The organism is Pseudomonas sp. ok266, assembly GCF_900110195.1.
Lineage (GTDB): Bacteria > Pseudomonadota > Gammaproteobacteria > Pseudomonadales > Pseudomonadaceae > Aquipseudomonas > Aquipseudomonas neuropathica.
The window spans coordinates 1-17,454 of record NZ_FOCU01000022.1 but is presented as its reverse complement, the minus strand read 5'-3'; the positions used below and the strand labels follow the sequence as shown (position 1 = coordinate 17,454).

The 17,454-nt window shown below is 59.6% G+C and carries 17 protein-coding genes and 1 pseudogene; 13 read left to right on the top strand and 5 right to left on the bottom strand.

From position 1 onward, the window contains the following. Window positions 1-3 precede the first annotated feature (3 nt). Genes BMY54_RS29130 through BMY54_RS29110 form a run of 5 tightly spaced genes read left to right on the top strand, consistent with a single transcriptional unit; the run spans window position 4 to window position 6,346 of the window. On the top strand, window positions 4-741 hold the full coding sequence (locus BMY54_RS29130) for a 3-oxoacyl-ACP reductase family protein (protein WP_093442345.1): 738 nt from the start codon (window positions 4-6) through the stop codon (window positions 739-741). After that, on the top strand, window positions 738-1,502 hold the full coding sequence (locus BMY54_RS29125) for an SDR family NAD(P)-dependent oxidoreductase (protein ID WP_077570926.1): 765 nt from the start codon (window positions 738-740) through the stop codon (window positions 1,500-1,502). Before BMY54_RS29130 ends, BMY54_RS29125 begins: the two co-directional genes overlap by 4 nt. Window positions 1,503-1,504: 2 nt before the next feature. Beyond that, window positions 1,505-2,803 (top strand): DUF1302 family protein, encoded by a 1,299-nt coding sequence (locus tag BMY54_RS29120; protein WP_093442337.1) that lies wholly within the window; start codon window positions 1,505-1,507, stop codon window positions 2,801-2,803. A 57-nt stretch (window positions 2,804-2,860) separates the two neighbouring features. Continuing rightward, window positions 2,861-3,697 (top strand): outer membrane lipoprotein-sorting protein, encoded by an 837-nt coding sequence (locus tag BMY54_RS29115; protein WP_093442334.1) that lies wholly within the window; start codon window positions 2,861-2,863, stop codon window positions 3,695-3,697. Window positions 3,698-3,730: 33 nt separating this feature from the next. Beyond that, window positions 3,731-6,346, top strand: coding sequence for an efflux RND transporter permease subunit (locus BMY54_RS29110; protein ID WP_093442408.1), 2,616 nt, complete (start codon window positions 3,731-3,733; stop codon window positions 6,344-6,346). A 69-nt stretch (window positions 6,347-6,415) separates the two neighbouring features. On the opposite strand, the gene BMY54_RS29105 is transcribed toward BMY54_RS29110, so the two are convergent. From BMY54_RS29105 to BMY54_RS29095, 3 genes are all read right to left on the bottom strand, one after another. Then, a complete protein-coding gene (locus BMY54_RS29105) occupies window positions 6,416-6,826 on the bottom strand; it encodes a MerR family transcriptional regulator (RefSeq protein ID WP_034154373.1) in 411 nt (136 codons plus the stop codon). 199 nt (window positions 6,827-7,025) lie between these two features. Continuing rightward, on the bottom strand, window positions 7,026-7,601 hold the full coding sequence (locus tag BMY54_RS29100; protein WP_016984258.1) for an NAD(P)H-dependent oxidoreductase: 576 nt from the start codon (window positions 7,599-7,601) through the stop codon (window positions 7,026-7,028). Window positions 7,602-7,656: 55 nt separating this feature from the next. Further along, a complete protein-coding gene (locus tag BMY54_RS29095; protein ID WP_093442329.1) occupies window positions 7,657-8,538 on the bottom strand; it encodes a LysR substrate-binding domain-containing protein in 882 nt (293 codons plus the stop codon). A gap of 216 nt (window positions 8,539-8,754) precedes the next feature. Between BMY54_RS29095 and BMY54_RS29090 the strand changes: the two genes are divergently transcribed. Beyond that, a complete protein-coding gene (locus BMY54_RS29090) occupies window positions 8,755-9,519 on the top strand; it encodes a sulfite exporter TauE/SafE family protein (protein ID WP_093442324.1) in 765 nt (254 codons plus the stop codon). On the opposite strand, the gene BMY54_RS29085 is transcribed toward BMY54_RS29090, so the two are convergent. After that, window positions 9,509-9,823, bottom strand: a complete 315-nt coding sequence (locus tag BMY54_RS29085; RefSeq protein ID WP_093442320.1) for a putative quinol monooxygenase — start codon at window positions 9,821-9,823, stop codon at window positions 9,509-9,511. The two genes, BMY54_RS29090 and BMY54_RS29085, sit on opposite strands and share 11 nt — an antisense overlap. Before the next feature lie 184 nt (window positions 9,824-10,007). On the opposite strand from BMY54_RS29085, the gene BMY54_RS29080 reads away from it, so the two are divergent. The 7 genes from BMY54_RS29080 (at window position 10,008) to BMY54_RS29050 (ending at window position 17,125) form a co-directional block, all read left to right on the top strand. Beyond that, window positions 10,008-10,598, top strand: coding sequence for an NADPH:quinone oxidoreductase MdaB (locus tag BMY54_RS29080; RefSeq protein ID WP_093442316.1), 591 nt, complete (start codon window positions 10,008-10,010; stop codon window positions 10,596-10,598). A 108-nt stretch (window positions 10,599-10,706) separates the two neighbouring features. Continuing rightward, window positions 10,707-11,618: a LysR family transcriptional regulator gene (locus tag BMY54_RS29075; protein WP_093442312.1), complete on the top strand. Its 912-nt coding sequence runs from the start codon at window positions 10,707-10,709 to the stop codon at window positions 11,616-11,618. A 103-nt stretch (window positions 11,619-11,721) separates the two neighbouring features. Next, window positions 11,722-12,615, top strand: a complete 894-nt coding sequence (locus BMY54_RS29070; RefSeq protein ID WP_093442307.1) for an NAD-dependent epimerase/dehydratase family protein — start codon at window positions 11,722-11,724, stop codon at window positions 12,613-12,615. A 339-nt stretch (window positions 12,616-12,954) separates the two neighbouring features. After that, entirely contained in the window at window positions 12,955-14,304 is a 1,350-nt protein-coding gene (locus BMY54_RS29065) for a GntP family permease (protein ID WP_093442405.1), read from the top strand. 15 nt (window positions 14,305-14,319) lie between these two features. Continuing rightward, complete coding sequence (locus BMY54_RS29060; RefSeq protein ID WP_093442302.1) at window positions 14,320-15,180, top strand: MurR/RpiR family transcriptional regulator; 861 nt, start codon at window positions 14,320-14,322, stop codon at window positions 15,178-15,180. A gap of 1 nt (window position 15,181) precedes the next feature. Further along, window positions 15,182-16,639, top strand: coding sequence for an N-acyl-D-amino-acid deacylase family protein (locus BMY54_RS29055; protein WP_093442297.1), 1,458 nt, complete (start codon window positions 15,182-15,184; stop codon window positions 16,637-16,639). A gap of 117 nt (window positions 16,640-16,756) precedes the next feature. After that, window positions 16,757-17,125 (top strand): glyoxalase superfamily protein, encoded by a 369-nt coding sequence (locus BMY54_RS29050; protein ID WP_038357449.1) that lies wholly within the window; start codon window positions 16,757-16,759, stop codon window positions 17,123-17,125. A 70-nt stretch (window positions 17,126-17,195) separates the two neighbouring features. On the opposite strand, the pseudogene BMY54_RS30765 reads toward BMY54_RS29050, so the two are convergent. After that, window positions 17,196-17,454 (bottom strand): annotated as a pseudogene (locus BMY54_RS30765) (IS481 family transposase); the annotation flags it as partial.

Sequence of the window (17,454 nt, the reverse complement as noted above, 5' to 3'; positions counted from 1 at the left end):
GTCATGCCGAATAAAGTAGCAGTGGTGACCGGTGGCAGTCGCGGCATCGGTCGGGCGATTGTCCAGACCCTGGCCGGGGCGGGTTATCAGATCGCGTTCAGTTACGTGCGCGATGAAGTCGCGGCGATGGCCTTGCGCGATGAGGTACAGGCGTTGGGCATCGATTGTCTGGCATTGCAGTGCGATGTCAGCAGCGGCGACAGCATCAAGGCGTTTTTCGAACGGGTCGATCAGCATTTTCAGCGTATCGATCTGCTGGTCAACAACGCCGGCATCACCCGTGACGGCTTGCTCGCGACGATGTCGGCGCGCGACCTGGTCGAGGTGATCCAGACCAACCTGATTGGCACGATGCTCTGCTGTCAGCAGGTGGTGCCGGGCATGTTGCGCCAGCGCAGCGGTTGCATCGTCAACATCAGTTCGGTGGCGGCGCAGAAGCCCGGCAAAGGCCAAAGCAACTATGCCGCCGCCAAGGGCGGGGTCGAATCCTTGACCCGTGCCTTGGCGGTGGAGCTGGCGCCGCGCAACATTCGCGTCAACGCGGTCGCCCCGGGCATCGTCAAGACCGAGATGAGTACGGCGCTGATCGGCAGTCAGGAAGAAGAAATCCAGTCGCGTCTGTTGATCAAACGCTACGCCGAACCGGAAGAAATCGCCGAAGCGGTGCTGTACCTCGCCGATCGCGGTTTGTATCTGACCGGGGAGGTCCTGTCGGTCAACGGCGGGTTGAAAATGCCATGAGCCGGACCATTCTGATCACCGGTGCGGCCAAAGGCATCGGCCGCGCGGTTGCCGAGAACTTTGCCGCCGACGCAGACAATCGCCTGATCCTGCTGGATCTCGATCTGGCCGAACTGCAACGCTGGGTCGACGAGCGACAGGAGCAGATCAAGGCGCGGGTCGAAACCCATGCGGCGAACATTGCCGACCTGCCGGCCATGCAAGCGTTCTTTAAAACCCTCGGTTCGCAAGTCGAATACGTCGATGTGCTGGTCAACAGCGCCGGCATCTGCAACGAGAACGAACCGGAAGATCTGCACAACTGGCACAAGGTGATTTCGGTCAACCTCAACGGCACGTTCTACGTGACTTCGTTGTGTCTGGCGCTGATGCCCGACCGTGGGCGGATCATCAACATGTCGTCGATCCTCGGTCGTGCCGGCAAGGTGCGCAACACCGCGTACTGCGCGTCCAAACACGGCATCGTCGGCATGACCAAGGCGCTGGCGCTGGATCTCGCTTCGCGGCAGATCACCGTCAACGCGATTCTGCCAGCGTGGATCGACACGCCGATGTTGCAGGGTGAACTGGCGACGCAAGCGGCGATTGCCGGGCTGACCCAGGAACAGATCGTACGCAACGCGAAGAAGAAACTGCCGATGCGCCGTTTCATCCAGAGCGAAGAAGTGGCGGCGATGGTGCGTTACCTGGCCAGCCCCGAGGCTGGCGGGGTCACCGCCCAGAGTCTGGTGATCGATGGCGGTGTCGGGTTGGGAATGTAGCGATGCCTCGATTTCACAACAGTCACATCGTGGGTGCGGTGTGGGCGTGCATGACTGCGCCCGCCGCGATGGCCGAATTTACCGTCGCTGATCTGAAGCCCGATTACGCCGACGGTGAAGTCGGCGTGGCCACGGCCATGCGTCTGCACGGCGACGATCAGGTCACGCAAAAAGCCGTGTATTTCAAAGCCAACCTGGAAGACAACTGGGAGGGTGGGTACTACAAGGCCAAGGGGCGCGTGCGTTACGACGCGCGCTATGACGGCAACAATCCGTACAGCGAACGGGCGCGGGACAAGTACCGTTTCGACGCTGATTGGCGGCACCTCTACGTCGGCCATTCGCTGGGTGACGGCGAAGTGACGGTGGGCTGGCAGCAAGTGGTCTGGGGCCGCGCGGATGAATTGCGCGTGCTCGATCAGATCAACCCGCTGGACTATCGCGACGGTCTGACGCCGCTGCTCGAAGACAGCCGCATCGCCGTGCCCATGGTGCGTTTTGCGCAACCGGTGGGCGAGTGGGAACTGGAGGCGCTGTGGATCACTGACTTCGTGAAAAACCAGGCGCCGGTTGAGGGCAGTGAATTTGCCGCGCCACTGTTTGCTACGCCGGACCCGCAGTATTTCCTGCTCGACTCCAAGCCCGGCTATGACGGCGACAAGGGCTATTCCTATGGCCTGAGCGCCAACGGCCGGATCGGCGCGGTGGACACCAGTTTTGTCGCCTTGAGCGCGCGTCAGCAGGACCCGGTGTACGCGGTCGAAGGCCTCGCCGACGACGGCCGTACGCGGCTGGAACGGCAGTTTCCCCGTTACACCATGGGCGGTGCCGGGCTGGCGATCGACGCCGGGCACAGCATCGTGGTGCGCAGCGAGGTGGCGTATTTCGACAACTGGCGAGTGACCAATCCGACGCGTGCCTACGGTGCGGACAGCACGCCTATGGTCAAGTCACTGCTGGGTGTCGACTACCTGTTGCGCGACTGGCTGATCTCCGCGCAATGGCAGGAGCAGGTGTTGCTCGACTGGCAGGACGGCATGTTGCAGGACAAACGCGAACCGCTGTTCACCCTGTCGGCCGAAGGCACCCATTGGCAGGACCGCCTCAAGAGTCGTCTGGTCGCTGCTGCCTCACCACCGTTTCAGGACAACGCATTGCTGCAAGGCATCTTCACCTACAAGCCGGTGGACTACATCAAGCTCGGCCTGGAAGTGGATGTGTTCTTCGGCAAACCCGACAGGTCTTTTGGCGAGTACAGCAAGCGCGATCAAGTGCGGCTGTCGGCCGGTTATCTGTTCTGACCCATCACGCCTGCCGCGCTCGCGCAGGTGCACTCATCCAACGAAAAGGAAGTTGTTATGTTGCCGTTTTTGAAAAGTCTGACCACCGCCGCATTGATCCTCGGTAGCGCCTGCGCCAGTGCCGCCGAGGCTGGCAATGCTGATGAGATCATCCGTCAGGTACGCGATCGCAATGACGGGAACAGCTTCATGTCCCAGGTTTCGCTGATCCTGCATGACAAGAAAGGTAATACCCGGGTTCGCGAGTTCACCTATCTGCAAAAGGATTACCCGGACAGCGACAAGTTCAGCATGTACTTTTCCGCGCCGACTGACGTCCGTGACGTGGCCTTCCACATCGAAAACCCGCACGAAACCCTCGGCCTGGAAGACAGCCAGTGGATGTACCTGCCAGTCAGCCGCCAGACCCGCCGCATCTCCACCACCGACAAGCGTGGCTCGTTCATGGGCAGTGAGTACTCGTACGCCGATCTGGACAAGATCCGCGTCAAGGATTACTCGCAGAAGCTCGTCGGCGAAGAACAGATCAAGGGCCGCGACTGCTACGTGATCGAGCGCGAACCGGCGTCCCCCGAAGTGCTGGCCAAGACCGGTTACAACAAGCTGAAGGTGTGGATCGACAAGCAGAATTTCCTGGTCATGCGTCAGGATTTCTTCGACGTAAAAGGTGTATTGATCAAGCAGATGCGCACGCAGAAAGTCGCGACCATCGACTCGATCGACAGCATCGTGCTCAGTGAAACCGAGCACTTCATCGACGGCACGCGTTCGGAAATGCGCTTCAACCAGTTGCAGTACAACGTTTCTCTGGAAGACCGCCTCTTCACCCAGACCGCCATCAAACGCGGGCTGAAAACCGGTGACCTGCCGGACTTTGCCGTGTCTGCCCGCTAAGCGCCGACCCCGACGACCTGGAACCGCATGATCATGGAAAGATATCTGAATTTCGTCGAGCGCTATGCGCGGGCGATTGTTTTCCTGCTGGTGGCGATTACGGCGTATTTCACTTATACGCTGGGCGCGCTGGTGTCCGACACCAACCCTTATCTGCTCAAGGAAAGCCACCCGGCGCGCAAGACCATCATCGATTTGCAGGGTGAGTTCACCGGCACGTTCGACTCGGTCATGGTGGCGCTGAACAACCCGCAAACGGTGTTCAACAAATCGACGCTCAACGCGCTGTTTTCGATGTCGCAATCAGTGCGCAAGATGATTCTGGCCAACGATGCCGACAAGGAGCAGTTGGCACAAATCGTCGCCCGGCATGCAGACGACAGCCGTGCGCAGTTGTTGACCCGGGACATTCTCGAGGGTGGCTTTTCGCAGAACGATTACGCTAACGCCAAGGCCTTGCGTGATCATGCCCAAAGCCAGAACTGGGACGCCCATGATCAGTTGTTCCTGACTTTTCTCGCCGAGCGGATCAACCCGATCCGCGAAATGGCCTCGATGGGCGACCTGGAAAACATCGTCCTGACCGACGACGGCGAGCTGTTGATCCACAAAACCCTGAATGCCTATGACATGGACCCTGCGCTGGTCGAGTCGCAGATCATGGGCAACGAATTGATGGTCGACGGGGTGGTGTCCAAGGACAAGAAAGTCGCGATGCTGGTGGCCGAACTTGGCACCAAGCAGGACGACGCTCAGGCGCAATTGCGCGCCTATCAGATCGTGCGCGGCATCGTCGCGCAATATCAGGCCGAGCACCCAGAGTACAAGGACGAAATCTTCATTGCCGGCATGCCGATCTTCATCGCCGCGCAGCAGGAGATCATCGATCATGACCTGGCCGTGCTGTTTCCGATCGTGTTTTTGCTGATTACCTTGCTGCTGACTTTCTTCTTCCGCAAACCACTGGGCGTGCTGCTGCCGCTGTTCAACATTCTGTTCTGCACCATCTGGACCTTGGGCCTGATGGCGCTGTTGCGGGTGCCGTTCGACCTGTTGACCAGTGTGCTGCCGGTGTTCCTCTTCACCATTTGCTGCTCCGATGCGATCCACGTGATGGCTGAATATTACGAGCAGAAAAACGCAGGCAAGAGCAATCGTGAGGCCAACCGTGAAACCCAGCGTCTGATGGTGGTGCCGGTGGTGTTGACGACCGTGACGACCATCGCCACGTTCATGATTTCCACCACCAACAACATTGTCAGCATCCGCAATTTCGGCGTGTTCATGTCGATCGGTCTGACGGCAGCGTTAATCATTTCGCTGCTGCTGATTCCGGCGTGGATCGCGATCTGGGGCAAGGATCAGCCGCAGCAGGCCAAGGCTGAAGTACACAAGGAATCGATCATCTCGCGGTACCTGGTGGCGTTCTGTGCCTGGATGATCCGCTTTCGCAAACCGATCCTGATGGTCATTCTGCCGCTGCTGGCACTGGCCACCGTGTTCACCTTCCGCGTCGATATCGAAGACTCCGGCATCGCTTACTTCAAGCCGGAAAGCCACATTCGCGTGTCGGATCAGTTCATCAACCACGCCAAAGTAGCGGGCACGGCGCCGGGCTGGATCGCGATCGACAGCAAAGAGCCGCGCGGCGTGCTGACCACCGAAGTGGTGCAGTTCATCGACAAGCTCGACCACTTCATCAAGCAGCAACCGAACGTCAGTTACGGCTACTCGCTGGCCACGTACGTCAAGCGCATGAACCTGGTGCTCAACGACATGAACCCGGAGTATCTGCGGGTGCCGAATGCCGTGGAGAAGGTCACCTCGGTCAATGACGACGGGCAGGTCGAGCAGTTTGAAGTGCCGGGCAATTCGCTGATCGAGCAGCACGTGATGCTGTTCGAAAACGGCGGCGGTTCGGACCTGAACAACGTGCTCAACGCCGATTTCTCCAAGGCCTTGACCCTGTACACCATGACCTCGTCCGTCGCCAGCGACTATCAGGGCATGCTCGACCGCCTCGATGCCTGGTTGCTGGTCAATAAACCGGCCAACCTGGAGGTGACCCACGCCGGCACGCCGTTGATCTGGACGGGCGTCCTGCAGGAAATCACTCAGGGCCAGGTGCTGAGTTTTTCCCTGGCCTTGCTGGTCGTCACGCTGATGATGATGTACTGGCTCAAGTCGGTGCGCCTCGGTGTGCTCGGCATGCTGACCTTGCTGACCACGTCGGTGACGGTCTATGGCTTCATGTTCCTGTTCGGCATTGAGCTGAACATCGGCACGACGCTGGTGACGTTCCTGGTGGTCGGCGTGGTGGATTACGCGGTGCACCTGCTGTCGCGCATCAAGTTGCTGGTGCAGCAGGGCATTGAGATCGACGCGGCTATTTTGCAGGCGATGCACAGCGTTGGCCGCTCGACGGTGATCAACGTGGTGATCTTCTCCGTAGGCTTCATGGCGCTGCTGTTTTCCGACTTCAAGCCGATTGTCGATCTCGGCGCACTGGTGGCGATGGCGCTGTTTTCCAGCGGGGTCATGACCATTGTCCTGGTGACACTGGTATCGCCGTGGTTCTTTGCGGCGATTGCGCCGGTGCATGCGCCGGTTCAAGCGCTGCGCACAGAAGGGGAGGCGGTACCGGGCTGATTCGCCAACGACCGGGCGCGCCTGCCCTGAGACGACGGGCGAACCCGGTCATGCGGCGCAGCAGGGTTTTCAGTTCAGTGTATTGACCGGGTTTTTTTCGCCATAGCGGGCGATGCGCTCGAACTGACATTCCTGGCGGGCGTCGTTGAGGTTGTGTTCAAACGCCTCAAGGCCATCATGCAATTGCTGCAAATCGCCGATCTGGGTCACCAGTTCGGCTTTTTTTTCGGCAATGGCTCGTTGCGCCATGTCCCACGGGAATTCGTCGCCGCGGTAGTTGTTGAGGATCACCTGCAGCTCTTTGAGCTTGAAGCCCAGTTGCTGGGCGCACTTGATGAACGTCAACACTTCGACACTTTGCTGGCTGTAGATACGGTATTTGCCTTCACGCTTGGGCTCGGGCAACAGGCCGATTTCTTCGTAATGGCGAATGCTTTTGACTGTGGTGCCCGACAGCTGGGCGGCTTTGCCGATATACATAAGGTCCGTCTCGATGGTCAAACATAGCGTAGCGCGATCGGGCGTCATGCCGGATCGGCGGCGATTATATGTCCAATACCATCTGAAAATGGCAACTGCGCGTAAATGACGTGCACAGGCGACGGACGGGCTCGAGAAGGGAGCCCGAAGAGGCACTGACGGCGGCTTGTGCGCCGTCAGTTGAGGCGGCTGGAAAGCCTTAGACGGCGGCGGTCACGCGCGCCTTTTCCAGCCAGGCATCGCGCTGGTTTGGCTTGGAGCCAAGGATCGGCCCGAAGGTCAGCGTCTTCAGTGGCTTGATGCCGCAGAATTCCAGCGTGGTCTTGCGCATCTGATTCAGCCCCGGCATGCCATAGATCCATTTGTAGTACCAGTACGGCGTGTCCATGGTCACCAGCAAATGCGCGGTGCGGCCTTTGAGCAGCTTGTCGGGGAAGGCTTTGCCTTCGCGGTATTTGAAGGCGAAACCCGGCAGGAAAATCCGGTCGACGAAGCCTTTCAACAGCGCCGGAATCCCGCCCCACCAGATCGGATAGACGAATGTCAGGTGCTCGGCCCAGGTGATATCGGCCTGGGCTTGCAGCAGGTCCGGCTCCAGCGGCTGCACCTTGTTGTAACCCTCGTGTAGAACCGGGTCGAACTCCAGCGCATCCAGACGCAGCAGCCGCACGTCATGCCCGGCGTCCTTGGCGGCCTGAACGTAAGTCTCACTCAATGCCCCGCAAAAGCTGTCGGTGGAGGGGTGACCCAGTATCACGAGCATTCGTTTGCTCATTGTGTGTACTCCTGAAATGAAGCTCACAGGATAGAGTCTGCCCCTAGCGGTAGAGTCAAGGCACCAGCGCATCAAACAAGGCCCGGGCGTAACCGGGCAGGTGGTCGAAGTCCCGTGCGCACAGTTGCAAGGTGCGATGCGCCCAGACTTCGTCCAGCGGCCGGCACGTTACCGAGTGCACCGCCGCCCAGCGTTCGATGGCCACCTTGGGCACGATAGCCAGCCCCGCACCTCGCGCCACCATGCGCATGACGCCCTCGAAGCCATCGGCACGGATCCGGATCGACATGCGCTGGCCGATGTGCAGCGCCTGTTCCTCCAGGTGAATCGCCAACGCGCTGTGGCTGCCAAGCGCTACGTAGTCGTGCGCCAGGGTTTCACCAAACGTCAGCGACGCCTGACTCGCCAAAACATGCTCAGGGGGCAGGATCAGCACCAATGGATCGTCGCGAAAGGGCCGGGTCTGCAGACCGTGGGTGTCGACCGCATCGGAGACGATCCCGAGGTCCGCCGCGCCTTGGCGCAAGGCATGGGTGATGCGCGCGCTGGGCAACTCCTGCAAGTCGATGTCGAGATTGGGATGATCGCGCAGGAAGTCCGCGAGTACTTCCGGCAGGTATTCGGTGATCGCCGTGGTGTTGCACAGCAAACGCACCTGACCTTTGACGCCTTGGGCATAGTCGGCCAGATCCTGCTGCAGGCGTTCGGCTTGTTGCAGGAGGATGCGTGCGTGTTGGGCCAACGCTTTACCGGCCGGCGTCGGGGTGACGCCACGACGGCCGCGTTCGAGGAAATCGATGCCGAGCGAGGCTTCCATTGCGCGGATTCTGGCGCTGGCGGCGGCCAGGGATAAATGGCTGCGGACGGCGCCGGCGGTGATGTTGCCGGTGTCGAGGATGTGCAGGTAGAGGCGCAGGTCGGTGAGGTCGAAGTGCATGAGGGTGGCCTCTGGTTTTAGGGTGTTCGGGCTGGCCCCTTCGCGAGCAAGCTCGCTCCCACAGGGAGTTGCGTACGACACACATCCAATGTGGGAGCGAGCCTGCTCGCGAATGGGCCAGAAGCCTCAATGGAATAATCAGCCTCTTGCTAAAAGAGAGGCACTCTCAGTATATGGCAGATTTTCAGCCAACCCCGACTGGCGCACAGTAGCGCCATGAACACACTCGCGGAATTCTATCAAAACCTCGGTCTGGCCCTGTCCTTACTGGTCATCCTGACGTTCATCCTCGCCGGCCTGATCAAAGGCGTGATCGGCCTCGGCCTGCCCACCGTCGCCATGGGCTTGCTCGGTCTGGCTATGGCACCGTCGCAGGCAGCCGCGTTGCTGATCATCCCGGCAACACTGACCAATGTCTGGCAACTGGCATTCGGCGGGCACTTGAAAGGACTGAGCAAACGCCTCTGGCCGATGCTGCTGATGATTTTCCTCGGCAGCGGAATAGGCACGTTATCGATCGGCATGGCGGGCGGGCATTGGGTGGTGCGCGGGTTGGGCGCGGCGTTATTGCTCTATGCGTTGAGTGGTTTGTTTCTGCCAACGCTGAGCGTCAATCCGCGCCATGAAGGCTGGCTGGGTCCGGCGTGCGGTTTGATCACTGGCGTAATCACCTCGGCCACCGGCGTCTTCGTGATTCCGGCGGTGCCGTACCTGCAAGCGCTGGGCTTGAACCGCGATCAACTGGTGCAGGCACTGGGCCTGTCATTCACCGTTTCGACGCTGGCATTGGCCGCAGGATTGCTCTGGCGTGGCGCCCTCGGTGGCGGCGAACTGAGTGCTTCGCTGCTGGCGCTGATCCCGGCCATTCTCGGTATGTTGCTGGGCCAATGGCTGCGCGAACGGATCAGCGCCGTGTTGTTCAAACGGGTGTTCTTTGTCGGTATGGGCGCGCTCGGCGCGCACTTGTTGATCAGCGGTTAGCTGAGGCTTCGCTGAGCATTTCGATCTGGCGGATATCGAAATCGCGCTCCAGATAGTCCATGCGCTGTTCAAAGAAAGCCTTCATGTGCGGCAAATTCGAATGCACATCCAGGTGCGCCTGGGAGGCCCAGATCTCGTAGAAGATAAACAGCGTCGGATCTTCCTTATCACGCAGCATGTGGTACTCGATGCAACCTGGCTCGGCGCGGCTCGGTTCGACGTAGGCGCGAAACAGCGCTTCGAAAGCCTCGGATTGTTCCGGGCGGGTCTTGGCGTGCAGGATAAAACCCAAGCGTTCACTCATCACAACGACTCCTCACATTCAGAATGCCGCGGATTTTATTGCAACAATCGGTGATGGATTCGTGCTTTTTAATCAAATGTATTTTGCACAATCAGGCCTTATTCCGCGCGAGGCGGATCGTTAATCTGCCGCCATTCCAGTTTCCCTTCTCCATCCAGCCCAATGGCTGCGCCGAGGCTTTCTCATGAAAAAAGTGCTGTTGCTCAATGGCGGTAAAAAATTCGCCCACTCTGACGGTCGCTACAACGCCACCCTGCACGAAGCCGCGTTGAGCGTGCTGGATCGCGGCGGCTTCGATGTGAAAACCACCTTCATCGACGAGGGCTACGACATTGCCGAAGAAGTGGCGAAATTTCTCTGGGCCGACGTGATCATTTATCAGATGCCGGGCTGGTGGATGGGCGCACCGTGGACGGTGAAAAAGTACCTCGACGAAGTCTTCACCGAAGGTCACGGCAGCCTCTACGCCAGCGATGGCCGCACCCGTTCCGATGCGTCGCAGAAGTACGGCAGCGGCGGTCTGATTCAGGGCAAGCAATACATGCTGTCGCTGACCTGGAACGCACCGCAGCAAGCCTTCGATGACCCGACGGATTTCTTTGAGGCTAAAGGCGTCGACGCGGTGTACTTCCCATTCCACAAGGCCAACGAGTTTCTCGGTATGACCGGGTTGCCGACGTTCCTTTGTGTGGATGTGATGAAGCGGCCGAACATCGAGGCTGATGTGGCGCGTTATGAGCAGCATCTGAGCGAGGTGTTTGGTCTGAAGGCCTGAATGGTTTCGGGCTACTATCGGTGGTAACAGCGAAAGATCGCAGCCTGCGGCAGCTCCTACAGAGAGTTGCAGTCATCTGCGATCTTGGCGATTTCAAAGAGGACACCCGTGAAAGCCAGATCCGATGAGTTGCAGATTTTCGTCTGCGTGATCGAATGCGGTTCGATTTCCGCTGCCGCCGAACAGGTCGGGCAAACGCCGTCGGCGGTCAGCCGCACGCTGTCGAAGCTGGAAGCCAAACTCGACACCACACTGATCAACCGCACCACGCGGCGCATGGATCTGACCGAAGAGGGCAAGTATTTCTTCGAGCAGGCCAAGCTGATTCTCGATCAGATGGAACAACTTGAAGAACGCCTGTCCTCGCGCCAGCAAACGCCGTCCGGGCGCCTGCGGATCAACGCCGCGTCACCGTTCATGCTCCACGCAGTGGTCCCGTACATCGACGAATTCCGCCGCCTCTATCCGGACATCCAGCTCGAACTCAACAGCAATGACCTGATCATTGACCTGCTGGAACAAAGCACCGACATCGCCATCCGTATCGGCACCCTCGCTGACTCGACGCTGCATGCGCGCTCGCTCGGTTGCAGTCCGCTGCTGATCGTCGCCAGTCCCGCTTACCTGAAAAAACATGGCGCGCCGCAGCAAGTCGCGGACTTGAGCGAACACACCTTGCTCGGCTTCACCCAGAACGAAGGCCTCAACCAATGGCCGCTGCGCTACGTGCACGGTGACCGCTGGCCAATCAACCCGGCGATCGGCGCCTCCAGCGGCGAGACCGTGCGCCATCTGGCGCTGGAAGGGCAGGGCATCGCCTGCCTGTCGCACTTCATGACCATCGATGACATTCGGGCCGGGCGCCTGAAAGTCTTGCTCGCTGAATTCAACAGCGGTTATCGCCAGCCGATCAACGCCGTGTACTACCGGAACTCGCAACTGGCGTTGCGCATTCAGTGTTTTCTCGACTTTATCCAGAGCAAACTCGCCGCTTACGCCAGCGCCGATTTCAAGGGCTGATTCGTGACCTCTGCGCAAGAGTGAATTGGTCGAGGGCGGGTTTTTCCCTCGGACTCACAGGCCGATACTCGACCCATCACTTATTCACGCAGGGAGTTTCTCCATGAACGTATTCGTCACCGGCGCTGCCGGTTTTATCGGCGGCTCCATCGCTAGCGGTCTGGTCAAGGCCGGGCATCAAGTCACCGGTCTGGTGCGCAACCCTGAACAAGCGGCTGAGCTCAAGGCACTGGGCATGAGCCCGGTCATCGGCACCCTCGACGACAAAGCATTGCTCGCCGAACAGGCCCGTGCTGCCGACGCTGTAATCAACGCCGCCAGCAGCGACCATCGCGGCGCCGTCGAAGCATTGCTCGATGCTTTGCGCGGTTCCAGCAAAGTGTTCCTGCACACCAGCGGTTCGAGCATCGTCGGCGATGCATCGGGCGGCAAGTCCAGCGATGTCATCTACTACGAAGACAACTTGCCAGAGCCGACTGTCGACAAAGCAGCGCGCGTGGCAATCGATAACCTGATCCTAGCAGCGGCGCAGGACGGCGTGAACTCGGCGGTGATCTGCAACACGCTGATCTACGGCCACAGCCTGGGCGTTATCCGCGACAGCGTGCAATTGCCGCGTCTGCTCAAACAGGCGCGTAAAAGCGGTGTGGTGCGCCACGTTGGCACTGGCCAGAACATCTGGTCCAACGTGCACATCGAAGACGTCGTCGCCCTGTACCTGCTGGCGCTGACCAAGAACGTACCGGGTACTTTCTACTTCGTCGAAAGCGGCGAAGCATCGTTCATCGACATGACCACCGCCATGGCCGAAGCCCTGAACCTGGGTCAACCGCAAGACTGGCCGTTGCAAGACGCCGAAGCCGAATGGGGCTACGAAATGGCCAACTACGGCCTCGGCTCCAACAGCCGCGTAAGCGGCAAACACGCCCGCGAACTGCTGGGCTGGGCACCGAAACGCACGTCGGTGGTTGAATGGATTCGTAACGAAATGGTGTGATCCGTACGCTACGTCCCACAGGTTTTGCGCATTCTGTCTGGAAGAATGCGATCAAACTGTAGGAGTGAGCCTGCTCGCGAAAGCGCTGGATCAGTCGGCAAAGATGTTGAATGTGAAGCCCCCTTCGCGAGCAGGCTCGCTCCCACATTGGTTTCTCGTTCACCGAAAAAGTATGTAAATCCCACCCCGAAATTTTCATTAATCACGACAAGACATATCCATTAGCGACACGCCTTGCCTCTCCACGAAAATTACTTTCATGCGGTTTGAAATCTCGATCTCGAAATGATTTATGAGTTTCACAACCCATTCGAACGTGACCCTTTCGAGGAGTACCGCATGACGCCTTCCTTCGGCTATTGGCTGCTGGTCTATGCCGCCGTCGCCATCATTGCGCTGATCGTGTTGATCGCCCGTTACCGGCTCAATCCGTTCATCGTCATCACCTTGATTTCCATCGGCCTGGCACTGGTGGCGGGGATGCCGCCGTCGTGTGTAGTGGGGGCGTATGAGGCCGGGGTGGGCAAGACGCTGGGGCATATTGCGCTGGTGGTTGCGTTGGGGACGATGCTCGGCAAGATGATGGCCGAGTCCGGCGGCGCCGAGCAGATGGCGCGCACGCTGATCGATAAATTCGGCGAGAAGAACGCGCACTGGGCGATGGTCTGCATCGCCTTCTTGGTCGGCTTGCCGCTGTTCTTCGAAGTCGGTTTTGTCTTGCTGGTGCCGATCGCGTTCACCGTGGCACGGCGCGTTGGCGTGTCGATTCTGATGGTCGGCCTGCCGATGGTCGCCGGCCTGTCGGTGGTGCATGCGCTGGTGCCGCCGCACCCGGCGGCGATGCTCGCGGTGCAGGCTTATCAGGCATCGGTCGGGCAGACGTTGCTGTATGCGATCGCCATCGGCATTCCGACCGCAATCATTGCCGGTCCGCTGTACGCCAAATTCATCGTGCCGCGCATTCAATTGCCGGCGGATAACCCGCTGGAAAAACAATTTCTCGACCGCGAACCGCGCGACAAACTGCCGGGTTTCGGCATCACCATGGCGACCATTCTGTTGCCGGTGGTGCTGATGCTGATCGGCGGCTGGGCCAACCTGATTTCTACCCCGGGCAGCGGTTTCAATCAGTTTCTGTTGTTCATCGGCAACTCGGTGATTGCGCTGCTGCTGGCGACTTTGTTGAGCTTCTGGACGCTGGGTATCGCCCAGGGTTTCAACCGTGAATCGATTCTGAAATTCACCAACGAATGTCTGGCACCTACCGCCAGTATCACCCTGCTGGTCGGTGCTGGCGGTGGCTTGAACCGCATTCTGGTGGAGGCTGGCGTCACCGATCAGATTGTCGGTCTCGCCCACGAATTCCACCTGTCGCCGCTGATCATGGGCTGGTTGTTCGCGGCGTTGATGCGTGTCGCCACCGGTTCCGCGACCGTGGCCATGACCACCGCGTCCGGCGTGGTCGCGCCAGTGGCCATTGGTCTGGGTTATCCACACCCTGAACTGTTGGTGCTGGCGACCGGCGCTGGCTCGGTTATCTTTTCCCACGTCAACGACGGCGGCTTCTGGTTGATCAAGGAATACTTCAACATGACGGTCGCGCAGACGTTCAAGACCTGGACCGTGCTCGAGACGCTGATCTCGCTGGTCGCGTTCGGCCTGACCGTCGGCCTTTCTTACCTGCTGTAACCGGAGCCTGTCGCCATGGACATCCTTTATCAGATCCGCGCCCGCCAGGATTCCTTCAGCGCCGGCGAAGGTCGCATCGCCCGGCTGATGCTCGACGACGTCGGTTTTGCCGCCAGCGCCAGCCTCGAAGACCTCGCGCAACGCGCCGAAGTCAGCACCGCCACGCTGTCGCGTTTTGCCCGCACCGTGGGCTGCCGCGACCTGCGTGATCTGCGCCTGCAACTGGCTCAGGCCAGCGGCGTCGGCAGCCGTTTTCTCGACCCGGCGGGCACGCCTGAGCAGTCGGCGTTTTACGGGCAGATCGTCGGCGACATTGAAACCACGCTGCGCCAGCACCTGGCCGGATTCGACGAATCGCGCTTTGCCGATGCGGTGAAAATGCTCGGTCAGGCACGGATGATTCACGCCTTCGGCATGGGCGGTTGCTCGACCCTGTGCAGCGACGAATTGCAGGTACGCCTGGTGCGCCTCGGCTACCCGATTGCCGTGTGCCATGACGCGGTGATGATGCGCGTCACCGCCGCCAGCCTGAACGCCGAGCAAGTGCTCATCGTCTGCTCGCTGACCGGCATCACCCCGGAATTGCTCGAGACTGTCGAGCTGGCGCGCAACTACGGCGCGCGCATTCTGGCGATCACCCGCGCCGACTCGCCACTGGCAGAACTGGCCGACATCGTCCTGCCGCTGCAAGGCGCGGAAACCTCGTTCATCTACAAACCGACGGCGGCCCGCTACGGCATGCTGCTCGCCATCGATGTGCTGGCGACCGAGCTGGCGCTGGCCAATCCTGAAGACAATCAAGAACGTTTGCGGCGGATCAAACTCGCCCTCGACGAATACCGTGGCGGCGACGATCACCTGCCGCTGGGAGACTGACATGCTGTACGACACGCTGATTCGCAACGCCCTGATCATCGACGGCAGCAACGTGCCTGGTTACCGCGCCGACGTGGCGATTCGCGAGGGCCGCATCGAGCGTATCGGTGACTTGCACGACGCCACGGCAACCGAAGAAATCGACGCCGCCGGCCGCGTGCTGGCGCCGGGCTTCATCGACGTGCACACCCACGACGACACGGTGGTGATTCGTCAGCCAGAGATGCTGCCCAAGCTCAGCCAGGGCGTGACCACGGTGATTGTCGGCAACTGCGGGATCAGCGCTTCGCCCGTGACATTGAAGGGCAATCCACCGGATCCGATGAACCTGCTCGGCACAGCGGCGGCGTTTGTTTATCCGCGCTTCAGCGATTACCGCGCGGCGGTGGAAGCGGCCAATACCACGCTGAACGTGGCGGCACTGATCGGCCACACGGCGCTGCGCAGCAATCATCTGGATGATTTGTTCCGTACCGCGACGCCAGAAGAAATCGCGGCGATGCGCGAACAGTTACGCGAAAGCCTTGAGGCCGGTGCGTTGGGTTTATCCACAGGTCTGGCGTACGCCAGCGCCTACAACGCCTCCACCGATGAAGTGATGCAACTGACCGAAGAACTGACGGCATTCGGCGCGGTGTACACCACGCACCTGCGCAGCGAATTCGCCCCGGTGCTGGAGGCGATGGATGAAGCGTTCAGCATCGGTCGTCACTCGCGTTCACCGGTGATTATTTCCCACCTCAAGTGTGCTGGCGTCGGCAACTGGGGGCGCAGTCCGCAACTGCTCGCCTCATTGGAAGAGGCCGCCAAAACTCACCCGGTCGGCTGCGATTGCTACCCGTATGCGGCGAGTTCATCGACACTGGATTTGAAGCAAGTCACCGATGCGCATCGCATCACCATCACTTGGTCGACGCCGCACCCCGAGGTCAGCGGTCGCGACCTGATCGACATCGCTGCCGAATGGAATCTGCCGCTGCTCGATGCCGCGAAACGCCTGCAACCGGCCGGCGCGGTGTACTACGGCATGGACGAGGCGGATGTACGAAGAATCCTCGCCCATCCGTTGTCGATGGTCGGGTCTGACGGACTGCCCGAAGATCCGTTCCCGCATCCGCGCCTGTGGGGCGCTTTCCCACGGGTGCTCGGACATTTCAGTCGTGACGTCGGGCTTTTCCCGCTGCACACCGCCGTGCACAAGATGACCGGATTGTCGGCGGCGCGATTTGGTTTGAAGGAACGCGGTGAGATTCGTGAAGGCTATTGGGCGGATCTGGTGCTGTTCGATCCGGCGACCGTGCGTGATGTCGCGGACTTCAGTGATCCGCAGCGGGCTGCGCAGGGGATTGATGGGGTTTGGATCAATGGCGTGTTGAGTTACCGCGATGGACAGGCGAATGGCAGGAGAGAAGGGCGTTTTCTGGCACGCGAGGGTGATTTGCGCCAAGGGTTTCATTGATTCTGATGGCGCCACGTCTCATGGTGGCACTCTGAGATTAAAGAAAGTCATCAACAGGCCGAATTGCTGACATCCACCCCGTCTACACTGTCGGGCCAACCAGTCAGGGAGCACCCCATGAGCTTCGGCAAAACCACCCCGATCCTGCGGATCTTCGATGAAGCCAAAGCTGTCGAGTTTTACGTCGATTTTCTGGGTTTCAAGATCGACTGGCAGCATCGCTTCGAGGCGAATTTTCCGTTGTATCTGCAGGTGTCGCGTGGCGAGTGTGTGCTGCATTTGTCCGAGCATCATGGCGACGCGTGTCCGGGTTCGGCGCTGCGGATCGAGACGGATGAGCTGGAGGCGTTTCAGCAGCAGTTGGAGGCCAAGGATTACAAGTTTTCGCATCCGGGCATTCAGGCGATGCCGTGGGGGAGTCAGGACATGACGATCGTTGATCCGTTTGGTAATCGGCTGGTGTTTACCAACGCGATTTGTCTCTGAGCTGAAAAGCCCCTCACTGTAGAGACCGGTACATCCTTTACAAATTAGACCGGGGACATCGTTTACACCTTTACAGGCTTGAAACGCGTTTGGCGCCTCTTTCAAGCCTGCCTAAACAGTGGCTGCAAAGGTACAGTTCCCAAGCGTCATCAGCCACTTCCTTCAACGCGATGTCCTCTCCAATTAGAGCCTCTCCTAGAAAAATCAGCTGTCCTTTCCATTTAATTTCCCCATTTGACCGAACCTTACGTACTTCAACATCGGAACCGTATTCAAGCGCAGGCAAGTAACCGGGATAAGCGCGTATCGACGGGCGATAGACAGATGCC